This is a genomic window from Streptomyces sp. NPDC017520 (genome assembly GCF_044329855.1).
Taxonomy (GTDB): Bacteria; Actinomycetota; Actinomycetes; order Streptomycetales; family Streptomycetaceae; genus Streptomyces.
Window position 1 is genome coordinate 217,458 of sequence record NZ_JBIRKB010000011.1, and the last position, 21,095, is coordinate 238,552.

The following is a 21,095-nucleotide window of genomic DNA, read 5'->3' on the forward strand; positions in this document are numbered from 1 at the left end:
TCCACTCATCCTGGGCGGTCTCCCGTTCCACTTGTTCCCGTCCCGTAGTCCCACGCCACCCCGTGGACACCGGGCTTGCACCGGGAGGTGAGGACATGGACGTCGTGCGATTCGCTCAGCGGGATGCGCCGCCGGGCGCGGGGCGGGGCGCCGACCTTCTCCCGGACGTAGCGGTGGCAGTCCGACGGCAGGGCGCCGGGGTGGAAGAAGACCTGCTGGAGGTATTCGTGGAGGTTCGTCCGCGACCAGCGTTCGTAGTGGGTGGCAGGCGTCTCGGACGGGCTCACCTCGACCGCGTAACTCACCACCGTGGTGTCCAGTTTGGCCAGCTCCCGGCCGAAGTGGATCTCCAGCACGAGGGATTTGAGCCCCTTCAGATAGGTGGCCTCGGCGAGGCGTCCGCAGCTGACCCTGATGTCGACCGGCTCGGCCGCCTCGTCGTCGAAGCTGAGTACGAAGATCGCCCGGTCGGCCCCCGCCCGGCTGGCCCGCAGAACGTTCGTGGTGGAGATCGCGCTGAGGGTGCCGCTCTCGCCCATCCTCACGATGTCGTGGACCATCAGGGAGCTGGTCTCCTGGTTGAAGTGGCGGAAGCGGGCGCCGAGCGCCTTCTCGACCACCGAGTCCTCCCCGAGGATCTGGAGCGCCGCCCCCTCCGCGCCTGGCGGGGTGATCCGGCCGCGCGGGCGGCGCGGTCCGAGCAGCGAGCGCAGGGCTCCGGCGGGCAGTTCCAGGATCTCCTCCAGCACCTCCACCGCGCGCAGGGACCGGGCCCGTTCGGGCTGGCTCCGGCCGCGCTGCCAGCTGCTGAGGGTGGCCTGGCTGATGGTGATGCCGCGTACCCTGAGCCGGTCGCTCACCCGCTCCAGGGACAGCCCGCGGCGGTTCAGCGCCTCCCGCAGGGCCCTGGGGAAGGTGTCGGCGCCGGTCGCCGCCGCGTGCAGGGCCGAGGTGGTGATGGCCTCGCCCGTCCGCGCCGCGGTGGAGTGTGCCTCGGTGACCTGCGCTTCGGTGGCCCGTGCTTGGACCACCCGCGCTTCGGTGGCCCGTGCTTGGACCACCCGCGCTTCGGTGGCCCGTGCTTCGACCACCGGCGCTTCGGTGACCTGTACCTCGGTGACCCGTGCTTCGGTGGTGTCCGGGCCGGTGGAGTCGCTCGCTCCGCCGCCCGTGGCCTCCGGCAGCGTGACGCCGGTGTCCGCATCGCTCGACATGTTCCTCCCGTTCCCGGCACTCTCTCGGCGGGACGGCCTACGGGCCCCCGCATACTGGTTGACCACCGGGCGGGGGGCGGATAACAAAACCCTCAGGGGTGACCTGTCCCACATCCCGGTGGCGAACCGAACGAAGGGCGTGAACGGCGTGGACAGCACCGCTCTGGTCATCGCGGCGAGGAACGGCGACCGGGCCGCGGGGGAACGGCTGGCCGCCCAGTACCTCCCGCTGGTCTACAACGTCGTCGGGCGCGCCCTCAACGGCCATCCGGACGTGGACGACGTGGTGCAGGAGACCATGCTCCGGGCGCTGTCCGGACTGCCCTCGCTGCGCGATCCGGCCCGCTTCCGCTCCTGGCTCGTCGCCATCGCCATGAACCAGGTCCGCACCCGCTGGTCCGGTCTCGGCCACCGCCCGGCCCCGCTGGAGGCGACCGACGAGCCGGCCGACCCCGCCGCCGACTTCGTCGACCTGACGATCCTGCGCCTCGAACTCTCCGGCCAGCGGCGCGAGACGGCCGAGGCCACCCGCTGGCTGGACGACGCCGAGCGCGACGTGCTGTCCCTCTGGTGGCTGGAGACGACAGGCGACCTCACCCGGTCCGAACTCGCCGAGGCGCTCGGGCTTTCCCCGCAGCACGCCGCCGTACGCGTCCAGCGGGTGAAGAACCAGCTCGACGTCGGCCGCGCGGTCGTCCGGGCCCTGGCGTCCGACCCCCGCTGCCCGGCACTGGAGGATCTGCTGGGCGACTGGGACGGTACGCCGACGCCGCTGTGGCGCAAGCGGATCGCCCGCCATGTACGCGGCTGCGCCTCCTGCTCCGACGGCAGTGCGGGGCTGGTTCCGCCGGAGGGCCTGCTCTCCGGGCTCGCCCTGGTGGTGCCGCTCTACGACAGCGGGCAGCAGGCGGCGGTGGCCCTCGCCTCATCGGCGGCCCCGGCCGCCGCGTCCGCAACCGCCCCGGCCGCCTCCGCGCCGCTCGCCTCCGCCCCCTCCGCCTCCGGCGCGTTCTCGGCCGGGAAGGTGGCGGGGCTCATAGCCGGCGCGGCCGCCGTGACCGCCCTCGCCGTGCTGATCTGGCCCTCCGCCCCCGCCCCGCCCGCGTCACGGGGCGGGGGTGCCACATACAGCCCCCCACCCCCGCCGCCCGCGGCCGCCCCCGCCGAGCCGCTCCCCACGCCCACCACGGCCTCGCCCTCGCCGACGCCGAGCCGTACCGCCGCCTCCCGGCCGCCCACCGTCGCCGGTCGCCCGTCGACCGCCGCCCCGCCCGAGCCCGCCGAGCCGCGCTCCCGCCCGGAAGCGGGCGTGGTCACCCGGGTCAACACCCTGCGCGCCGCGAACGGCTGCCCGGAGCTGGAGACCGACCCCCGGCTGACCGAGGTGGCCCAGCGGCACTCCCAGGACATGGCCGCGCACGACTACTTCGACCACACGGACTCCTCGGGCCGGGGCGCGGGCGACCGGGTCGACGCCACGGGCTACGACTGGTCGGCCGTCGGGGAGACCATCGCGACCGGCATGAGCGATCCGGCGGCGGTCGTCGAGGAGTGGCGCAACAGCCCGGGCCGCGACGGCGACATCTTCAACTGCGATTTCGTCCATGTGGGCGTGGGCATCGCCGACTCCCCGCGCGGCCCCTACTGGACCCAGGTGCTGGCCACCCCGCGCTGAGCGGCCCTCGGCCGACTGTCAGTGGCGGGTGCCAGACTCGGTCGGCATGGAGAACAGCGTGCGGCTCAGGGATGTCGAACCAGCGGACCTGGAGGTCTTTCTCGCGTACGAGCACGATCCCGAGGCGGTCCGGAGATCGCGCTTCCCTCCCCGGGAACGGGAGGCGTTCATGGCGCACTGGACGTCGAAGGTGCTGGGGGACCCCGCCAACCTCGTGCGGACGGTCGTCGTGGACGGCGAAACGGCGGGGAACATCGTGGCCTGGTGGGACGGCGAGCGGCGCTACATCGGCTACTGGCTCGGCCGTCCGTACTGGGGACGGGGCATCGGCACCCGGGCGTTGACCGCGTTCCTGGAGCGGGAGACGGTCCGCCCGTTGTACGCGGACCCCGCCTCCGGGAACACCGGCTCGATACGCCTGCTGGAGAAGTGCGGGTTCACGGCGACCGGCACGGAGCGGCACGGGGAGGACGAGCACGTGGTCCTGGTGCTCGGCGGGGGCGCCTGAGCGATCGCCCCGCCGGACGGGCCGGCTCCCCGGCGCCCGGGTAGCCGGGCAGCCGGGTCAGGCTCCGGGCGGCAGGAGCGGCTTCGCCATGCAGATGCTGCTCTCGTACTCCCGGTAGTAGCCGAACTTCTCGCAGACCGTGTAGCCGCTCGACGTGTACAGCGCGATGGCCTCGGGCTGCTGGTCGCCGGTCTCCAGGACCATCCGGGTCCGGCCGGCGGTGCGTGCGTCCTCCTCCAGGGCGGCCAGCATCCGCCGGGCCAGGCCCCTGCCGCGCCCCTCGGGTATCACGAACATCCGCTTGATCTCGGCGTCGCCGTCCCAGTAGCCCTCGGCGTTGCGGTTCTGGGTCCGCCAGCCGCCGGTCGCCACGGGGCGGTCCAGCTCGTCGTAGGCGAGCAGGTACAGGCCGCGCGGCGGAAGGAACATCAAGGGGTCGAGCTCTGTGAGATCGCCCCCATCGCCGTAGCGCTCGGCGTATTCGAGCTGCACCTGATCGTTGAGTTTGACGGCGTCGGGGTGGTCGAAAGGCCGTGTCTGAATAATCATGCTAAATATCGTACATCTATGCGTAAGGGGGGAGTGGGTACTGTTTCGGGATGCTCACCGTTACCAGCGTAAATGTCAATGGGCTCCGCGCCGCCGCCAAGAAGGGCTTCGTCGAGTGGCTGGCGGGGACCGACGCCGATGTGATCTGCCTTCAGGAAGTGCGGGCCGAGCTCGCCCAGCTGCCCGAAGGTGTGGGCGCTCCCGAAGGGTGGCACACGGTCCACGCGCCCGCCGCCGCCAAGGGCCGCGCCGGCGTCTCGCTCTACTCGCGGCAGGCCCCCGAGCGGGTCCAGATCGGCTTCGGCGGCTTCGGGGCCCCCGGGGCGGAGGAGTTCGACGCGAGCGGCCGGTATGCGGAGATCGACCTCCCCGGTGTCACCGTCGCGAGCCTGTATCTGCCCTCCGGCGAGGTCGGCACCGAGCGTCAGGACGAGAAGGAGCGCTTCATGGCCGCCTTCCTGCCCTACCTTCAGGGATTGAAGGCGCGGGCCGCGGCGGACGGCCGCGAGGTCGTGGTCTGCGGCGACTGGAACATCGCCCACCAGGAGGCGGACCTGAAGAACTGGAAGGCCAACCGCAAGAGCTCCGGCTTCCTCCCCGAGGAGCGTGCCTGGCTGACCCGGGTCCTGGAGGAGGCGGCCTACGTGGACGTCGTGCGGGCGCTGCATCCGGAGGTCGAGGGGCCCTACAGCTGGTGGTCGTACCGGGGGCGGGCCTTCGACAACGACAGCGGCTGGCGCATCGACTACCAGATGGCGACCCCGGGGCTGGCCGGACGCGCGGTGAAGGCCTGGGTGGAGCGGGCGGCCACGCACGGCGAGCGCTGGAGCGACCATGCGCCGGTGACGGTCGTCTACGAGCGGTAGTTCCCGGCCGGCACCCGGAGAACGGGTCCACGCCTCGGGTCCCCGGCCGGCACCCCCGGGAAATCCGGCCGACGCCCCCGGGGAACCGGAACCGGCCGGCACCCCGGAGAATCCGCCCGACGCCCCGGAGGATCCGGCCGGCACCCCCGGGGGCCCCGGCCGACGCCTCCCCCGGGGGCCCCGGCCGGCACGCGGAGAACGGGGTCCACGCCCCGGGTTCCGGTGGGTGCCCCGGGCGAGGGGGCGGGTCAGTCGGACTTCGGGGGCTGTGTGCCGTCCTCGCGGCGCAGCCTCCGGTCGAAGGCCATGGACAGCTCGGCGTCCACCACCGCGCGGGCCAGTGGGCGGAGTTGGGCCGGTTCGGTCTCCTTGGCGTGGGCATGCAGTACGCGTACGAAGATCTCGGCGAGCGCGTCCGCGTGCTCGCGGACGCGGCGGCCCGAGGAGAGCACCGTGGACAGCGGCACCCCTCCCCGTACGAGCTCGGCCGACACCTCCAGGAGGCGGCGGCTGATGTGCACGATCTCGTCCCCGTCGGTGGCGAGATACCCCAGGTCCAGTGCGGTGGCGAGGTTCTCGGGCGTGACCTCGCTCTCGAAGTAGTCCGCGAGCTGCTCCGGGGTGAGCCGGACCGGGGTCTCCTCGGTCGGTTCGCCCAGGCCCAGCACCTCGGCGACATCGCGGCCGCTCTCGAAGGTGGCCGCCAGGTCGGCGATGCCGTTGAGGGTGTGGCCGCGCTCCAGCAGGCCCGTGATGGTCCGCAGCCGGGCCAGGTGGTGGTCGTCGTACCAGGCGATGCGGCCCTCGCGGCGAGGCGGCGGAATCAGCCCGCGCTCCCGGTAGAAGCGCAGGGTCCGCACGGTGATGCCGGCCTCCCTGGCCAACTCCTCCATGCGGTATTCGCGGTGCTCGCGTCCTTCGGCCACAGGGGCACCCTATGTTGTACCGCCGGTAACTTTCCTCGGTCCGCCCCCTACCCATCAGTACGGTCCTGCTCTACTCTCCGAACAATGCCAGTGATTGCTGGCAGAGTCGTGTGACGTACCGCGGGAGGCGGCAGCATGGCCCAGCAGGAACACGTACGTGTGGCGGTGATCGGAACCGGATTCGGGGGCCTGGGGGCCGCCGTACGGCTGCGCCGCGAAGGCATCACCGATTTCGTCGTCCTGGAGCGGGCCGACTCGGTGGGCGGCACCTGGCGCGACAACAGCTATCCCGGCTGCGCCTGTGACGTACCGTCCCACCTCTACTCCTTCTCGTTCGCCCCCAACCCCGACTGGCCGCGCACCTTCTCCGGGCAGGAGCACATCCGGGCCTACCTGGAGCGCGTCGCCGACAACTTCGGGCTCCGCCCGCACATCAGGCTGAACCACGAGGTGAAGCTGATGACCTGGGACAAGGAGAACCTGTACTGGGTGATCGAGTCCGCCGAGGGGGCCGTGCTCCACGCGGATGTCGTCGTCTCCGCCACCGGGCCGCTCTCCGACCCCAAGACGCCCGACATACCAGGGCTCGACTCCTTCCCCGGCAAGGTCTTCCACTCCGCGCGCTGGGACCACGACTACGACCTGACCGGCAAGCGCGTCGCGATGGTCGGCACGGGCGCGTCCGCGATCCAGATCGTCCCGGCGATCCAGCCGAGGACCGCGAAGCTCACGCTCTTCCAGCGCACCCCGCCCTGGGTCATGCCGCGCGTGGACCGCACGATCAGCAAGGCCGAGCGGGCACTGCACCGCGCCGTCCCCGTCACCGGCACGGCGCGCCGCGGACTGCTGTGGGGCATCAGGGAGTTGCAGGTCAGCGCCTTCACCAAACACCCCGACCAGCTGGGCCTGGTGGAGAAGATCGCCAAGTCCAACATGGCGCGGGCCATCAAGGACCCTGCCCTGCGGGCGAAGCTGACCCCGGACTACCGCATCGGCTGCAAGCGGATCCTGCTCTCCAGCACCTACTATCCGGCCCTCGCCCAGCCCAATGTGGACGTCGTCGCCTCCGGGCTCAGCGAGGTACGCGGTTCCACCGTGGTCGCCGCCGACGGGAGCGAGGCGGAGGTCGACGCGATCATCTTCGGCACCGGCTTCCATGTGACGGACATGCCGATCGCCGAGCGGGTCGTCGGCGAGGAGGGCATCACGCTCGCCGAGTCCTGGAAGGACGGCATGAACTCGCTGCGCGGCGCGACCGCCGCCGGGTTCCCCAACTGGATGACGATCATCGGCCCCAACACCGGGCTCGGCAACTCCTCCATGATCCTGATGATCGAGTCCCAGCTGAACTACCTGGCCGACTACCTGCGGCAGTTGAACGTGCTGGGCGGACGTGCCGCGCTCGACGCCCGTTCCGCCGCCGTCACCGCGTGGAACGACCGGGTCCAGCAGCGGATGAAGCGCACCGTGTGGAACACCGGCGGCTGCACCAGCTGGTACCTGGACGAGGCGGGCCGCAACACCACCGTCTGGCCCGGCACCACGGGTGAGTTCCGTCGGCAGACGCGTTCGGTGGACCTCGCGGAGTACGACGTCGTCCGGGCCGGCGCGGCGGGCGGGACGGGGCGGGCCGCCGGGAGCGGACGCGTACCGGAGCAGCCGGGCCGCACCGATCGCGAGACCGTGACCGCCGCCTCCGGCACGGCTTCCGACTCCGTCGCCGAGAAGGCCGCGCGATGAGCCGCCTCCTGCACCGAGACACCGTACCGCCGGTCCCAGCGGCCGAGCTGACCGCGCGCTCCGCCGACGGCTCCCGGATCCACGTCGAACTGCACGGCCCCGAGGGCGCCCCGGCGGTGGTCCTGGCCCACGGCTGGACCTGCAACACCCGTTTCTGGGACGCCCAGATACGCGACCTTGCCGCCGACCACCGGGTCATCGCCTACGACCAGCGCGGCCACGGGCTCACCCCCGCGCCGGGGCCCGGCGGCTACAGCACGGACGCGCTCGCCGACGATCTCGAAGCGGTCCTCGCCGCGACGCTCGCCCAGGGCCGCAGGGCGGTGCTCGCCGGGCACTCGATGGGCGGGATGACGGTGATGGCCGCCGCCGCGCGCCCCGGACTCCGCGAGCACGCCGCCGCCGTGCTGCTCTGTTCCACCGGAGTTACGCGGCTGACCGCCGAGGCCCGCGTCCTGCCGCTGCGCGCGGGTGCGCTGCGGACTCGGCTCACCACTGCCGTACTGGGCGCGAAAGCACCGCTCGGGCCGGTCAACCCGGTCTCCAGGAAAGTCCTCAAGTACGCGACGATGGGGGCCGGTTCGGCTCCGGACCGGGTCGACGCCTGCGCCCGCATCGTGCACGCCTGCCCGCGCCGCGCGCGAGTGGCGTGGGGCCAGGTGCTCGCCGAGCTGGACCTCGCGGCGGGCGTGCGCGAGCTGCGGGTGCCGACCGCGGTGATCGCCGGCACGGACGACCGGCTGACCCCGCCGGTCCACGCGCGGGCCATCGCGGCCGCGCTGCCGGTCGGGCTCGGACTGACCGAGCTGGCGGGCATGGGGCACATGACGCCGGTGGAGGCCCCGGAGGCCGTCACGGCGAAGATCAGGGAGCTGGTCACCCGGTACGTCGCCACGGGGGCGGCCGCCGAGCGGAAAGCCGCCACGGCGGAGAGGGAGGATGTCGCATGAGCGGCAAGCGCGGTCTTGAGGGCCAGGTCGTCGTCGTCACCGGCGCGGCCCGGGGCGTGGGTGAGCTGCTGGCCCGCAAGCTGTCGGCCCGTGGGGCGACGCTGGCGCTCGTCGGCCTGGAGCCGGACGAGCTGAAGCAGGTCTCCGAGCGGCTGCACGGCGAGAGCGGCCACTGGTTCGCCGATGTCACCGACCACGCGGCGATGGCCCAGGTGGCGCGCGAGGTCAAGGAGCGCTTCGGCAAGGTCGACGTCGTCGTCGCCAACGCGGGTGTCGCCGCGGGCGGCCCGTTCGCCGACTCCGACCCGGACGCCTGGCGGCGGGTCATCGAGGTGAACCTCATCGGCGGCGCGGTCACCGGGCGGGCCTTCCTGCCGGTGCTGATGGAGAGCCGCGGCTACTTCCTCCAGATAGCGTCGCTGGCCGCGATCACCCCGGCCCCGATGATGACCGCGTACTGCGCGTCCAAGTCGGGCGTCGAGGCCTTCGCGCACAGCCTGCGCGCCGAGGTCGGCTACAAGGGCGTCAAGGTCGGCGTCGGCTACCTCTCCTGGACCGACACCGACATGGTGCGCGGGGCGGACCAGGACGACGTGATGCGCGAGCTGCGCCGGCGGCTGCCGTGGCCGATGAACCGTACGTACCCGCTCGGCCCGGCCGTCGACCGGATCGTGGACGGCATAGCGCGGCGCTCCCCGCACGTGTACGCCCAGTGGTGGCTGCGCGGGATGCAGTCGGTCCGCGGTTACCTGCCGTCCGTCATCGCGATCGGCGGGCAGCGCGAGATGCGGCGGTTCGAGCCGCGGCTGCACACCGTGCCGAAGGGGCTGGTGGGGGCCGGGGGAGCGGCGGACCAGGACGCGCGTGCGGAGCGTGCTGACCGTACGTAGCGGTACGAAATGCGAGGGATGTCGGGCCGTGCAACGCTGGGCGAGGCCCCGCAGGGGGCCGTCCCCCACCTACCCCGCGCATCCCACAGGAGTGAACAGCATGGGTATTTCGGACCAGTTCAAGGACAAGGCGCAGGAGCTCGCCGACCAGGCCAAGCAGAAGGCCGGTCAGGGCAAGGACGAGGCCAAGGACCGCGCCTCCCAGGGCCGTGACCAGGAGTCGGGCTCCTCCTCGGGCATGAAGGACCGTGCCGAGGACGCGAAGGACAAGGCGCGCGAGCGTTTTGACCGTTGACGGTCACTGAGGTGTGACGCGTGCGTGCTGCGGTTCGCGCGTGCGTACGCGTCGCTCCAGGAGGCGCACCCGGGTGACCGGGTGCGCCTCCTGCCTGTGCGGACACGGGGGCACTCATGCGCCCATCTCCCCCGCACTTCTGCCAGAACGTCTCGGGCATGCGCCCTGCTCCCGTGGGGCTGGGCCGGCCAGACCGCTTTCCCAGGCCCAGGCGGCGATGCCCACCCGGTTGCGGGCCTTCAGCTTCGCCTGGACGTTCGCAATGTGGGACTTGGCTGTGCCCGCTGAGATGAAGAGTTTCTCGCCGATCTCGGCGTTGGTGAGGCCCTCGGCGACCAGCCGGGCAATCTCCTGCTCCCGGGCGGTGAGAGGCGACAGAGCCGTGGGCGCTGCTGGGGCGGGCGCAGGGACGAGGGTCTGGAGCAGGCGGACCGTGATCTGGGGGCTGATGAGGACGTCCCCGGCCATCGCCGCTCTGACACCCTCGATCAGCAGCCCGGGGCCCGAGCGCTTGAGCAGGAACCCGCAGGCGCCGTCGTGCAGTGCCGTGCGTACGTAGTCGTCGTGGTCGAAGGTGGTGACGACGAGGACACGCATCGGGTTGGGTACGTCCGGGCCGGCGAGGCGGCGGGTGAGTTCGAGGCCGTTCAGGACCGGCATGCGGATGTCGGCGAGGATCAGGTCTGGGCTCAGGGTGCGTGCGAGGTGAACGGCGGTGAGGCCGTCCGCCGCCTCGCCGACCACGGTCATGTCGGGCTGCGAGCCAAGAATCAGGCGGAAGCCGCTGCGTACGTCCTCCTGGTCGTCGGCGATCAGGATGCGGGTCGGGCCGAGGGGCGTCGTCATGAGGTCTCTTTCGGGAGCGTGGCAGGCAGGACGGCGGTGAGCTGCCAGCCGCCGTCGCCGTGCGGCCCCGCCGAGAGGGTTCCGCCGAGGGCCTGGGCGTGCTCGGTGAGTGCGGGGAGGCCGAGGCCGCCCCGCCAGGCGCGGCGGCGGGCCGGGGCGGTGCGGGCGCCGCGGTCATTGGTGACCCGGATCTCCACGGTGGTGGCGGTGGGGGTGAACGTGACGGTGGCGCGGGGGGCGCCGGGGGCGTGTCGGCGGATGTTGGTCAGCGCCTCGAGGACGATGCGGTACGCGGCGGAGCCCGCCTCGCGGGAGAGCGCCTCCGTGGCCAGGGGAGGCAGGTCCAGATGCGCCTCGGTGGCTCCCGCTGAAGTGAAGTCAGCTATCAGCGCAGGCAGTTGGGACACGTCGGGGAGCGGCTCGGCGGCGGGTGCCTCCCGGCCGTGCAGCATCTGTACGGTCCGGTCCATCGCGGCCAGGGCGCTCAGGCCCGCCTTTTCGATGCGTTCCAGGGCGAGCACCGTGTGGGAGGGGTCGGTGGAGGCGACGAAGCGGGCCGCCTGGGCCTGGACGACGATCCCGCTGATGTCATGGGCGACGAAGTCGTGCAGGTCGCGGGAGAGCTGAAGACGCTGGGCGCTGCGGGCCTCGGCCACCGCGCTGCGGCGCCGCAGTTCCTGGCGGCGGGGGTAGGCGCCGGCCACCAACGCGGCGGCTACGGGAAGCAGCCAGAAGGTGGCGATTCCGATGGATTCCAGGAAGGACTCACCGTCGACCAGCGGCAGCGGCCAGAGGATCACCGCAATGGCGGTCAGCGGGAGGGCCGACTTGAGTTCGCGCAGGGGTGACCAGCGGGTGACCACGGCCAGCAGGAGCAGCAGGACGGCGGTCTCCGCCAGCTTCCAGCCGGAGTCGAATCCCGCCTTCGGCAGAGCGAAGCTGGTGGTCAGAGAGAGGGCCGCACAGACCGTGGTCGGGCGGGCGAGGCGGCCGAGCCGCTGACGAACTGCGGCACGGGGGCGGGCAACGGCCCACACCAGCGTGCCCGCGGCCGCGAGCGACGGCAGAGCGCCAAGCACCTGGACGGCCGAGCCGGTTGATTCCCACATGGTGGTCAGCGTACGGATGCGCGATGTGGCGGGGCTCTCTGCCGAACGGCATAGGAGGGCCGGGCGGCGGCGCGATCTTTGTGCCGATCGGCGGATGGGATCGAGGCGCACCAGGGGTGAAGCTTGAGCCGTTCGACCGACCACGGCACTACAAATATCGTGCAAGGCAAGGGAGTTCATTATGCGCAACGCCGCAATCGGCGCTACAGCAGCCGTCGCCGTCCTCGCCGGGCTGGTAGTCGCCGGGCCCGCTCCTGCAGCCCCGGCTGCGTCCGTCGAGAGGAAGCCGGCGAAGACCGCGAGCGTCCACGGGGAAGCGCGAATCTCCTACATCGAGTCGATCAACGACGACATCCGCTTCACCATCCACGCCGAACAGACGCCGTTCACCCGGCCGATGCCCCCCACGGCTCCCGAGGGACTGTCCACAGATGCCCGGGGCACACTGAAGATCTCCCATACCCCCCGGGGCGGAGCCACGGGGTGGGCGGAGGCCCAGGTGGACTGCCTGGTCACCAGCGGCCGGACGGCGACCCTGACCGCAGTCGTAACGAAGTCGAACGTCGAGGAGATCGGCGCCCGGTTGGGCATCAGCGTCCAGCAGGGCGGGAAGGGCGAGCCGGACCGGCTCGGCTTCTCCTGGGGGGTGGTGAACGTCGACCCCGGGCACGTCGATGAGAACGGCCGGCCCGCAAGGCCGCAGGCCGGTACGTGCATGGCCCCCGCACCGTTCACGACCGTGGTCAAGGGTGGCTTCAAGGTGGTCCACGCCGAGATCACCAAGTCTCCCGCGCAGCCCGAGGCGGCGATCCGCCGTGGCTGACACCCTGGCTGTCGAGACGCCTGTACCAGGCGCGCCGCAGGTCCCCCGTTCCGTCCGCCTGGCGGCGCACGCAGCCGCACTGACCCTGGCGCCGTCCGGGCTGTGGCGTATCGCCATCGCCCTGGGCTGGGACTCCGGATTCACCGATGAGGTCCTTGGCCCGGAGAACTTTCCCGGCGAAGGGTCCCCCTATCTGATCGGACTCAGCCTGTTCGCCGAGGCGCTCGGGCTGCTCACCCTGGGCCTGGTCCAGAGATGGGGCGAGGAACTTCCGCGCTGGGTACCGGTCCTGGGCGGCCGGAGAATTCCCGTATCGGCCGCGGTGATCCCTGCCTCGCTCGGTGCGGCGTTCGTCACCTTCATCACGTTCACCGGTGCGTTCGGCTGGAACGATGCGGACAACATGGGTGCCGTCGGATCACCCGATGGCGCCCACTACTGGCTGATGACCGCCTGCTATCTGCCACTGCTGGCCTGGGGGCCGCTGCTCGCGGTAGTCACGGTGGCCTACTACCGACGTCGGCGTTGGGGTCGCTGAGTCCGGCAAGCGGGGTTCGGCGTCCCGATCCCGAGGCGTCGACATGGACGATACTGGCGGCAGTCTCATCGGGTTCCTCAGACGGTCTTCAGGAGCCCTCGGATCTGTTCGGCGAGCAGGCGGGCGTCGGGGCGTGAGGTGGTCGAGGCCGGGGCCGGGGTGGCGGCACCCGGGCCGGACCGGCGGCAGGGGCCGCAGAGGCCGTCGGGGAGGGATTCGGGGCGGCCCGGGGCCCCGCATTCGGTGCACTCGACCAGTAGACGGTGGGCCGTGACGCCCGGCGCGGGGGGCGTGGGCGGCAGGTGGGGCGGGAGTTTCCTGATGAGCCGGTCGCGGACGAAGCCGGCGGGGGAGTCGACCCTGGCCGGGATCCCGCAGGTGAGGGCCTGGAAGAGATAGTCCGCGTCCACTCCCCGGTCGAACCAGCCCTGCGCCAGGCTTTGCAGCGTCTCGCAGTCGGCGGAGGAGAGCGCCAAGCGAGGCTCGTGGCGGCCGAGTTGGGCCAGGGCCACGTAGGCGAGGGAGAGGGCGGCGCGGGGCGACTGCGGCAGTGCGGCCGGTGTCGTGGGGGGCGTCGCGGCGGGCGCTTGTGGCGGCGGGGCCGGGGCGGGGGGCGTACTCGCTTCCGGTGTCTGCGCTTCCTGCTGTTCGGGTCGGCGTACGTTTTCCTCTTCCGATTCCCGCTCGGGATCCGGCTCCGGAGCTTGCGCCTGCGGTGGTACGTGTGCGGCGGGCGCGGGCTCTTCAGCAGTTGCCCAGGGCGGGGGCCCGGTCTCGGAGGTCGTCGTCGACGGGGAGGTCCCGGCGTCCTCCTCCGCCAGGAACGCGTTCCACCACTCGTTGTCGCGGGCCGTGCGTGACCAGAAGGTCCGGAAGGCCCAGCGGACCTGGTCGCCCTCGCCCGCCGGGCGGCGTACGCGGCGCAGGTGTCCGGCCACCGACAGGGCGGTCAGGGCCGAGGACACGGCTTGCTGGCCGTAGAGCGGGAGCTGCTTGGCCAGGGTCTTGATGTCCATCGCCGAGCCGTCGGGCAGGTGGTCGACGAATCCGGCGACATAGCGCTCGCGCTCGGGCAGCAGGGCGAACTCCGCTCCGGTGGCGGGAACCCGGGAAGGTGCCGAGCGCTTGCCGTAGCCGGGCTTTGCCTTCGGGTAAGGGTGTGAGCGCGCGGGTGCACGCAGGGCGGGGCTAAGGTTCTCAGTAGCCACGGGATCGTCTTTCTAGGTTCTTCGGTCTTGTGGTGAGACCCCGGCACGGTGTTGTCAGCACCGGTCGGGGTCGTTTCATTGGGGGCACCGTAAGCAGCCGCGTGATGGCGCCGCAACTCGCTGCGGATTAGTCATACTTGCTGGTCGAGACGGGGGCGGGAGGGAAGGGAGGGGAGGGCGGTTTTCCCAACCCCCCTTGTTTCCCTACCGGTGACAGAAGGAGCTCGAACCTCGGAGCTCGTGTCCCGACACCCGCGTCCCGAAGCTCAAGCTTCGGGCCCGCACCCCTCCCACGTACACCCGAAAGAGTGAGCACTCCCCTTCCGGAGCTCGGCTCTCGAAGCTCGGCCCCCGAGCCCCGGGGGTCACCTCGGTGGCAGCGGTGGCCGTCGCAGGTTCGGGGCCGTTTCGTACGAGGGCGGGGTCGCCGCCGGGTGCGCGGCCAGGAGTTCCAGGGCCAGGCGGACCGCGTCGTCGAGGACGGCGTACCGGCCCTCCGCCCAGTCCAGCGGAGTGCGCAGGGCCTCCACGTCCGGTTCCACGCCGTGGTTCTCCACCGACCAGCCGTACGTGTCGAACCAGGCCGCGTTCATCGGGACCGTGATCACCGTGCCGTCGCCCAGGCGGTGGCGGCCGGTCATCCCGACCACGCCGCCCCAGGTGCGCTGGCCCACCACCGGTCCCAGCTTCAGCAGCCGGAACGCGGCGGTGATCATGTCGCCGTCGGAGGAGGTGGCCTCGTCGGCCAGGGCGACCACCGGGCCGCGCGGCGCGTTGGAGGCGTAGCTCACCGCCTGGGCGTTGCGGGTCAGGTCCCAGCCGAGGATCTTGCGGGTGAGGTTCTCGACGACCAGCTCGCTGATGTGGCCGCCCGCGTTGCCCCGTACGTCCACGATCAGGGCGGGGCGGGAGACTTCCAGCCGCAGGTCGCGGTTGAACTGCGCCCAGCCCGAGCCGCCCATGTCCGGGATGTGCAGGTATCCGCATTTTCCGCCGCTCAACTCCCGTACGACGTCACGGCGTTTGGCCACCCAGTCCTGGTAGCGCAGCGGGCGTTCGTCGACCAGGGGCATGATCGCCACCCGGCGGGACGGGCCGCCGCCCGCCGGGGAGAAGGTCAGCTCCACCGTCGTGCCGCCCGCCGCCGTCAGCAGGGGGTACGGGCCGGCGACCGGGTCCACCGGGCGGCCGTCGACGTGGGTGAGGACCGCGCCCTCCCTGATCCCCGTGCCCGCCAGCGGCGAACGGGCCTTGGAGTCCGAGGAGTCGCCGGGCAGGATGCGCTGGACGGTCCAGGCGCCGTCCCGGCAGACCAGGTTGGCGCCCAGCAGGCCGATCGCGCGCTGGTAGTGCGGCGGGCCCTCGTTGCGGCGGGCGGGGGAGACGTACGCGTGCGAGGTGCCCAGCTCGCCCAGCACCTCGCGCAGCAGGTCCGCGAACTCGTCCGGCGACGCGACCCGTTCGACCAGGGGGCGGTACTGGTCCAGCACCCCGTCCCAGTCGATGCCGCACATGTCCGGCTCCCAGAAGTAGGCGCGGATGAGCCGCCCCGCCTCGCCGTACGCCTGCCGCCACTCCGCCCCCGGGTCGACCTCGTGCAGGATGCGGCGCAGGTCCAGGAAGACGGTGGAGTCGGTGTCGCCGGGCTCGGTGGCCGGTACGGCGCGGAGTTCGCCGTCGTCCATCACGACCAGGCGGGACGCGTCGCCGCTGACCGCGAACCAGTCGAGGTGGTCGACCAGTTCGGTCCTGCGGGCCTTCGCGATGTTGAAGTGCTCCAGGGTCGGCCGCCCCGACATGTCGGCCGGGTTGGCGAACGTCTCGCCCAGCGCCCCCGAGATCGGCCAGCGCAGCCAGACCAGCCCGCCGCCGCTCACCGGGGCCAGCGCCGAGTACTTGGAGGCGGAGACCGGGAACGGCGTCACCCGGCTCTCCAGCCCCTCGAACTCGACCATGACCGTCGACCCCTCCGGCGTACCGCCTTCCGGCACGTCCACCGGGTCCAGGCCGCCCGCGGCCGGACGGCCGTCGGGCGAGAGGGCGAAGGGGGACGGGGTCGCCGAGGAGAGCGGGACCAGGTACGGGCGGCAGCCGAGCGGGAAGGACAGGTCGCCGGTGTGGACGTCGTACACCGGGTCGAAGCCGCGCCAGGAGAGGAAGGCGAGATAGCGGCCGTCGTCCGTGAAGACCGGGTTCTCGTCCTCGAAGCGGCCGTTGGTGACGTCGACGATCGCCGGGGCGCCGGGGCCGGAGATCCGGGCCAGCTTGATCTGCCGCAGCGAGCGGCCGATGCCCGGGTGCGACCAGGTCAGCCAGTCGCCGTCGGGGGAGAAGGCGAGGTCGCGCACGGGCCCGTTGACCGAGCGGATCAGCTCGGTGAGGCCGGGGTGCTCGTCGACCGGCGCGGCACGGTCCGGGGTCGCCGCACCGGCGGCGGCGTGGAGGTCGGCGCGGGTCGAGCCGCTGGGGGCCTTCTCCCCGGCTTGTGGAGCTTCCGCCTCCGGTTCCAGCAGCTCCGCCTGCCCCTCCCCCGTGTCCAGGAGCAGCAGGCGGCCGTCGTTCGACGCGATGGCGAGGCGTTCGCCGTCCGGGTCGGAGATCATCTCCTGGACCCGGCCCAGCAGCCCGGAGGCCAGCCTGCGCGGCGGGCGGTCGCCGCTGGCGCGCGGCAGATAGGCGATCTCGACGGCGTCGGGGCCGTCCGCGTCGGTGACGTACGCGACCTGACCGCCGCTGCCGAGCATCTCCGGCAGCCGCACCCGGACGCCGGGGGTGTCGGCGATGGTGCGGGCCGGGCCGTCGCGGTGGGTGAGCCAGTAGAGGCTGCCGCGTACGGTGACGGCGCTGGCCCGGCCCGTCTCGTCGACGGAGAGCGAGTCGACGTTGCTGGCGGCGGGCACCTGGTGGACGCGCCGGCCGGTGCGCGGGCCCCCGAGGCGCACCTCCAGCTTGCGCGGGGTGGCGTCGGGCGACTCCAGGTCCTCGACCAGCCACAGCTCGCCCGCGCACTGGTAGATCACCCGGTGACCGTCGCTGGAGGCGTTCCGGGCGTAGAAGGCGTCGTGGTCGGTGTGCCGGCGCAGGCCGGTGCCGTCCATCAGGCAGGAGTAGAGGTTGCCGACGCCCTCGTGGTCGGAGAGGAACGCGATGCGGCGGCCGACGAACATCGGGTTGGCGAGGTGGCCGTCGATGTCCGGGAGCAGGCGTTCGCCGTGCAGCCACAGGCGGCCCATGGCCCCGCCCCGGTAGCGCTTCCAGGCGGCCGGTTCGTGCGGGGGCGTGCCGGTGAGCAGCAGGGTGCGGCGCTCGCCGTCGACGTCGGCGACCGCGATGTCGGAGACCGGGCCCCAGGGGAGCCTGCCGCCGGGGCCGCCGTCGGTGGGGACGCTGTAGGCCCAGGAGAAGTAGGAGAACGGCTGGTTGTGCGAGGAGACGGCGAGGATCTGGCAGGCCTCGCCCGGATCGGGGCTCCAGCCGCAGACCCGGGCGTCGGTCGAGCCCCAGTGGGTGAGCCGGCGGGCCGGGCCGCCGTCCACCGGGGCGAGGTGGATCTCGGGGTCCAGGGTGCGCCAGGTCGTGTAGGCGATGGAGGAGCCGTCGGGCGAGAAGCGTGGATGGCTGACCCTGGTCCGGTCGGCGGTCACCCGCCAGGCCCGTCCGGGGCGGTGCCCGGCGGCGGCGAGGGGGGCGACCCAGAGGTCGTCCTCGGCCGCGAAGCACAGCAAGTCCTGGTGAAGGTGCGGGAAACGGAGATACGCGACGTCGTCACTCACCCCCCAATGTTTTCGGTGCGCGGGGTCCGGGGCAACTTGTGGTGCAGAACACAAGCGAAACGATTTCGTTTCGCTGGGCCGTGCGGGTACGGTTCACGTGTACGAAACAGTTTCGTTCGAGGGTGAGCGGAGCTGCTGAGCAGGACGGACTGTTGAGCGGGACGGACTGTTGAGCGGGACACCGGACAGTGAAGCGAAGGAGGTCGGCACATGGCACGCACCAGGCTGACCCCCGAGCGTGAGGGCGAGCTGTACGAGGCCGTCCTCGATCTGCTCCGCGAGGTCGGTTACGACGCCCTGACCATGGACGCCGTCGCCGCCCGTACCCGGTCGAGCAAGGCCACCCTCTACCGCCAGTGGGGCTCAAAGCCCGAGCTGGTCGCGAAGGCGCTGCGGCACAACAAGCCGGGGAGCCTTTCGGACATCGACACCGGTTCGCTGCGCGGGGACTTCCATGCCGCGCTGAGCCGGACCGACGACTGCCAGATGGAGAAGGACGCCGCGCTGATGCGGGGCCTGAGCCATGCCGTCCATGAGTATCCCGAGCTGCTCCAGGCCCTGCGCGAGCTGCTGATCGAACCGGAGATGACCGGCCTCGACCAGCTGCTGCAACGGGCGGTGGACCGGGGTGAGATGCGCCCGGACAATCCGGCGCTGAAGTACATCCCGCACATGCTGGTCGGCGCGCTGGCCGCCCGGCAACTGATCGAGGACCGTCCTGTCGACCAGGAGTTCCTCATCGACTACGTGGATTCCGTGGTTCTCCCCGCCCTCGGTGTCTGACGTCCCCGTCCCACCCGTACGGCCCTCTCCCCGACGCTCCACCTGACACGCCGCTCTCGTCGTCGGGCTGGTTCCGCATGCCCAATTCCACTCATACGACCTGACCGGGAGTACGCCCCCGTGGCCACTTTCCTCTACAAGCTCGGACGGCTCACCTTCCGCCGCCGCCGCTTCGTCGCCCTGATCTGGGTGGCGTTGCTGGCGGTCGCCGGAGTCGGTATGGCGACCGCGTCCACCGACACCTCCAACTCCTTCTCCATCCCTGGTACGGAGGCGCAGCGCGCCTTCGACCTGCTGGAACAGCGCAACCCCGGCACCAGCGCCGACGGCGCCACCGCCCGTGTCGTCTTCAAGGCGCCCGGCGGCGAGAAGGTGACCGATCCCGCCAACAAGAGCGAGATCACCGGCATCGTCAAGGAGCTGGAGTCCGGCTCCGAGCAGATCGCCTCGGTCGCCGACCCGTTCCTGAAGCAGGCCGTGAGCCAGGACGGCTCGACGGCGTACATCTCGGTCGGCTACGAGGTCAGCTCCATGGAGCTGACCGAAGAGACCAGGGAAGCTCTGAAGGGCGCGGCCGAGGACGCGCAGAGCAGCGGGATGAAGGTGGAGATCGGCGGTGACGCCCTCCAGGTCATGCCGCACACCGGGACCGCCGAGGTCATCGGTGTGGCCATAGCCGCGGTCGTCCTGGTCATCACCTTCGGCTCGCTGGTCGCCGCCGGACTCTCGCTGCTGACCGCGCTCATCGGCGTCGCGATCGGGGTCGGGACGATCACCGCGCTGGCCGATGTGCTGGATCTGGGCTCCACCACCGCGATCCTCGCCACGATGATCGGCATCGCGGTCGGCATCGACTACGCGCTCTTCATCGTCTCCCGTTACCGCGCCGAACTGGCCGAGGGCCGGAAGCACGAGGAAGCCGCCGGACGGGCCGTCGGCACGGCCGGATCCGCCGTCGTCTTCGCGGGCCTGACCGTGGTCATCGCCCTGGCCGGCCTCTCCGTCGTCAACATTCCGATGCTGACGAAGATGGGCCTGGCCGCTGCAGGCGCGGTCGCCGTCGCCGTCCTCATCGCGCTCACCCTCGTCCCCGCCGCCCTCGGCTTCGCGGGCAAGCGGGTCATGGGGCGCAAGGCGCGCAAGGCCACGGAGGCGGAGAAGAGCACCGAGGCCAAGCCGAACATGGGCACCCGCTGGGCGCGGTTCGTGCTGCGCAAGCCGGTCTGGGTCATGCTCGTGGGCGTTCTCGGCCTCGGCGTCATCGCCGTACCGGCGGCCTCGCTGGAGATGGGCCTGCCCGACGACGGCGCCCAGTCGGAGTCGACCACGCAGCGTCAGGCGTACGACATGCTCTCGGACGGCTTCGGCCCCGGGTTCAACGGTCCGCTGATGACGGTCGTCGACACGAAGAACAGCTCCGACGGCAAGGCCGCCGTCGCGCGGGTCTCCGAGGAGATCGAGTCCATCGGTGTCGTCGCCGTCGCCCCGGCCACCTTCAACAAGGCCGGCGACACCGCGACGATCGTGGTCATCCCCAAGGACCGGCCGTCCTCGACGGCCACGGAGGACGTCGTCCACTCCATCCGCGACGCGGGCGAGGACATCAAGGCGGACACCGGGGCCGAGGTACTGGTCACCGGCGCCACCGCGATGAACATCGACTTCTCGCAGAAGATGAACGACGCGCTGCTGCCCTACCTGGCGCTCGTCGTCGGCCTCGCGTTCCTGCTGCTGATGCTGGTCTTCCGCTCGATCCTCGTCCCGCTGAAGGCGGCCCTGGGCTTCCTGCTCTCGGTGGTCGCGGCCCTCGGTGCGGTCGTCGCGGTCTTCCAGTGGGGCTGGCTCGGCTCGCTCTTCGGCGTCGAGCAGACCGGTCCGATCATGAGCATGATGCCGATCTTCATGGTCGGCGTGGTCTTCGGCCTCGCGATGGACTACGAGGTCTTCCTCGTCACGCGGATGCGCGAGGCGTACGTCCACGGAGAGAGCCCCGGGCAGGCCATCGTGACCGGCTTCAAGCACGGTGCACGGGTGGTCACGGCCGCGGCGGTGATCATGATCGCGGTCTTCTCCGGCTTCATCGGCTCCGCCGAGCAGATGATCAAGATGATCGGCTTCTCGCTGGCGGTCGCCGTTCTCTTCGACGCCTTCGTGGTGCGGATGGCGATCGTGCCCGCCGTCCTGGCCCTGCTCGGCAAGCGGGCCTGGTGGCTGCCGCGCTGGCTGGACCGGGCGTTGCCCAACGTGGACGTGGAGGGCGAGAAGCTGCAGAAGCAGCTGGCCGACGAGCCCGGCTCCGAGCAGGGGCCCGGGGACGGCGGCGGCGAGGGTGAGCGCGAGCTCGCCCGCGTCTGACCCGTCCGTCCCGACGGTGCCCTCCCAGCTCCGGGGCCGGGTCTGAG

General features: G+C 71.8%; 18 protein-coding genes. 11 read left to right on the forward strand and 7 right to left on the reverse strand.

Features of this window, described 5'->3' with window-relative positions:
• Positions 1–5 precede the first annotated feature (5 nt).
• Positions 6–1,214: a multiprotein-bridging factor 1 family protein gene (locus tag ACH4KB_RS26070; protein WP_398068315.1), complete on the reverse strand. Its 1,209-nt coding sequence runs from the start codon at positions 1,212–1,214 to the stop codon at positions 6–8.
• Positions 1,215–1,353: 139 nt separating this feature from the next.
• On the opposite strand from ACH4KB_RS26070, the gene ACH4KB_RS26075 reads away from it, so the two are divergent.
• Together ACH4KB_RS26075 and ACH4KB_RS26080 are read left to right on the forward strand one after the other, a co-directional pair.
• Positions 1,354–2,889 carry a sigma-70 family RNA polymerase sigma factor gene (locus ACH4KB_RS26075; protein WP_398068356.1) on the forward strand — a complete coding sequence of 512 codons (1,536 nt, stop codon included), beginning with the start codon at positions 1,354–1,356 and terminating at the stop codon, positions 2,887–2,889.
• Positions 2,890–2,935: 46 nt separating this feature from the next.
• Entirely contained in the window at positions 2,936–3,397 is a 462-nt protein-coding gene (locus ACH4KB_RS26080; protein ID WP_398068316.1) for a GNAT family N-acetyltransferase, read from the forward strand.
• Between the two features lie 57 nt (positions 3,398–3,454).
• Here the strand turns inward: ACH4KB_RS26080 and ACH4KB_RS26085 are convergent, their stop codons facing one another.
• Complete coding sequence (locus ACH4KB_RS26085; protein WP_398068317.1) at positions 3,455–3,946, reverse strand: GNAT family N-acetyltransferase; 492 nt, start codon at positions 3,944–3,946, stop codon at positions 3,455–3,457.
• Between the two features lie 50 nt (positions 3,947–3,996).
• Between ACH4KB_RS26085 and ACH4KB_RS26090 the strand changes: the two genes are divergently transcribed.
• Positions 3,997–4,812 (forward strand): exodeoxyribonuclease III, encoded by an 816-nt coding sequence (locus ACH4KB_RS26090; protein ID WP_398068318.1) that lies wholly within the window; start codon positions 3,997–3,999, stop codon positions 4,810–4,812.
• Between the two features lie 248 nt (positions 4,813–5,060).
• On the opposite strand, the gene ACH4KB_RS26095 is transcribed toward ACH4KB_RS26090, so the two are convergent.
• Positions 5,061–5,705: a MerR family transcriptional regulator gene (locus ACH4KB_RS26095; RefSeq protein WP_398068357.1), complete on the reverse strand. Its 645-nt coding sequence runs from the start codon at positions 5,703–5,705 to the stop codon at positions 5,061–5,063.
• Between the two features lie 168 nt (positions 5,706–5,873).
• Here ACH4KB_RS26095 and ACH4KB_RS26100 point away from each other — a divergent pair, with 168 nt between their 5' ends.
• The 4 genes from ACH4KB_RS26100 (at position 5,874) to ACH4KB_RS26115 (ending at position 9,613) form a co-directional block, all read left to right on the forward strand.
• Positions 5,874–7,478: a flavin-containing monooxygenase gene (locus ACH4KB_RS26100; RefSeq protein ID WP_398068319.1), complete on the forward strand. Its 1,605-nt coding sequence runs from the start codon at positions 5,874–5,876 to the stop codon at positions 7,476–7,478.
• The gene (locus ACH4KB_RS26105) at positions 7,475–8,428 is read left to right on the forward strand and encodes an alpha/beta fold hydrolase (protein ID WP_398068320.1); all 954 of its coding nucleotides are present in this window, start codon (positions 7,475–7,477) and stop codon (positions 8,426–8,428) included. The genes ACH4KB_RS26100 and ACH4KB_RS26105 overlap by 4 nt, the downstream gene beginning before the upstream one ends.
• On the forward strand, positions 8,425–9,318 hold the full coding sequence (locus ACH4KB_RS26110) for an SDR family oxidoreductase (protein ID WP_398068321.1): 894 nt from the start codon (positions 8,425–8,427) through the stop codon (positions 9,316–9,318). The genes ACH4KB_RS26105 and ACH4KB_RS26110 overlap by 4 nt, the downstream gene beginning before the upstream one ends.
• Positions 9,319–9,418: 100 nt before the next feature.
• Complete coding sequence (locus ACH4KB_RS26115; RefSeq protein WP_398068322.1) at positions 9,419–9,613, forward strand: hypothetical protein; 195 nt, start codon at positions 9,419–9,421, stop codon at positions 9,611–9,613.
• A gap of 114 nt (positions 9,614–9,727) precedes the next feature.
• Here the strand turns inward: ACH4KB_RS26115 and ACH4KB_RS26120 are convergent, their stop codons facing one another.
• Complete coding sequence (locus tag ACH4KB_RS26120) at positions 9,728–10,459, reverse strand: response regulator (RefSeq protein ID WP_398068323.1); 732 nt, start codon at positions 10,457–10,459, stop codon at positions 9,728–9,730.
• On the reverse strand, positions 10,456–11,568 hold the full coding sequence (locus ACH4KB_RS26125) for a sensor histidine kinase (protein ID WP_398068324.1): 1,113 nt from the start codon (positions 11,566–11,568) through the stop codon (positions 10,456–10,458). Before ACH4KB_RS26125 ends, ACH4KB_RS26120 begins: the two co-directional genes overlap by 4 nt.
• 181 nt (positions 11,569–11,749) lie before the next feature.
• On the opposite strand from ACH4KB_RS26125, the gene ACH4KB_RS26130 reads away from it, so the two are divergent.
• Together ACH4KB_RS26130 and ACH4KB_RS26135 are read left to right on the forward strand one after the other, a co-directional pair.
• On the forward strand, positions 11,750–12,391 hold the full coding sequence (locus ACH4KB_RS26130; protein WP_398068325.1) for a hypothetical protein: 642 nt from the start codon (positions 11,750–11,752) through the stop codon (positions 12,389–12,391).
• On the forward strand, positions 12,384–12,929 hold the full coding sequence (locus ACH4KB_RS26135) for a hypothetical protein (RefSeq protein WP_398068326.1): 546 nt from the start codon (positions 12,384–12,386) through the stop codon (positions 12,927–12,929). Before ACH4KB_RS26130 ends, ACH4KB_RS26135 begins: the two co-directional genes overlap by 8 nt.
• Before the next feature lie 77 nt (positions 12,930–13,006).
• On the opposite strand, the gene ACH4KB_RS26140 is transcribed toward ACH4KB_RS26135, so the two are convergent.
• Positions 13,007–14,137, reverse strand: a complete 1,131-nt coding sequence (locus ACH4KB_RS26140; RefSeq protein WP_398068327.1) for a MarR family transcriptional regulator — start codon at positions 14,135–14,137, stop codon at positions 13,007–13,009.
• A 365-nt stretch (positions 14,138–14,502) separates the two neighbouring features.
• Positions 14,503–17,910 (reverse strand): S41 family peptidase, encoded by a 3,408-nt coding sequence (locus ACH4KB_RS26145; RefSeq protein ID WP_398068328.1) that lies wholly within the window; start codon positions 17,908–17,910, stop codon positions 14,503–14,505.
• 210 nt (positions 17,911–18,120) lie between these two features.
• Here ACH4KB_RS26145 and ACH4KB_RS26150 point away from each other — a divergent pair, with 210 nt between their 5' ends.
• A complete protein-coding gene (locus tag ACH4KB_RS26150; protein ID WP_398068329.1) occupies positions 18,121–18,693 on the forward strand; it encodes a TetR/AcrR family transcriptional regulator in 573 nt (190 codons plus the stop codon).
• A gap of 120 nt (positions 18,694–18,813) precedes the next feature.
• The gene (locus tag ACH4KB_RS26155) at positions 18,814–21,048 is read left to right on the forward strand and encodes an MMPL family transporter (protein ID WP_398068330.1); all 2,235 of its coding nucleotides are present in this window, start codon (positions 18,814–18,816) and stop codon (positions 21,046–21,048) included.
• Positions 21,049–21,095: the final 47 nt, after the last annotated feature.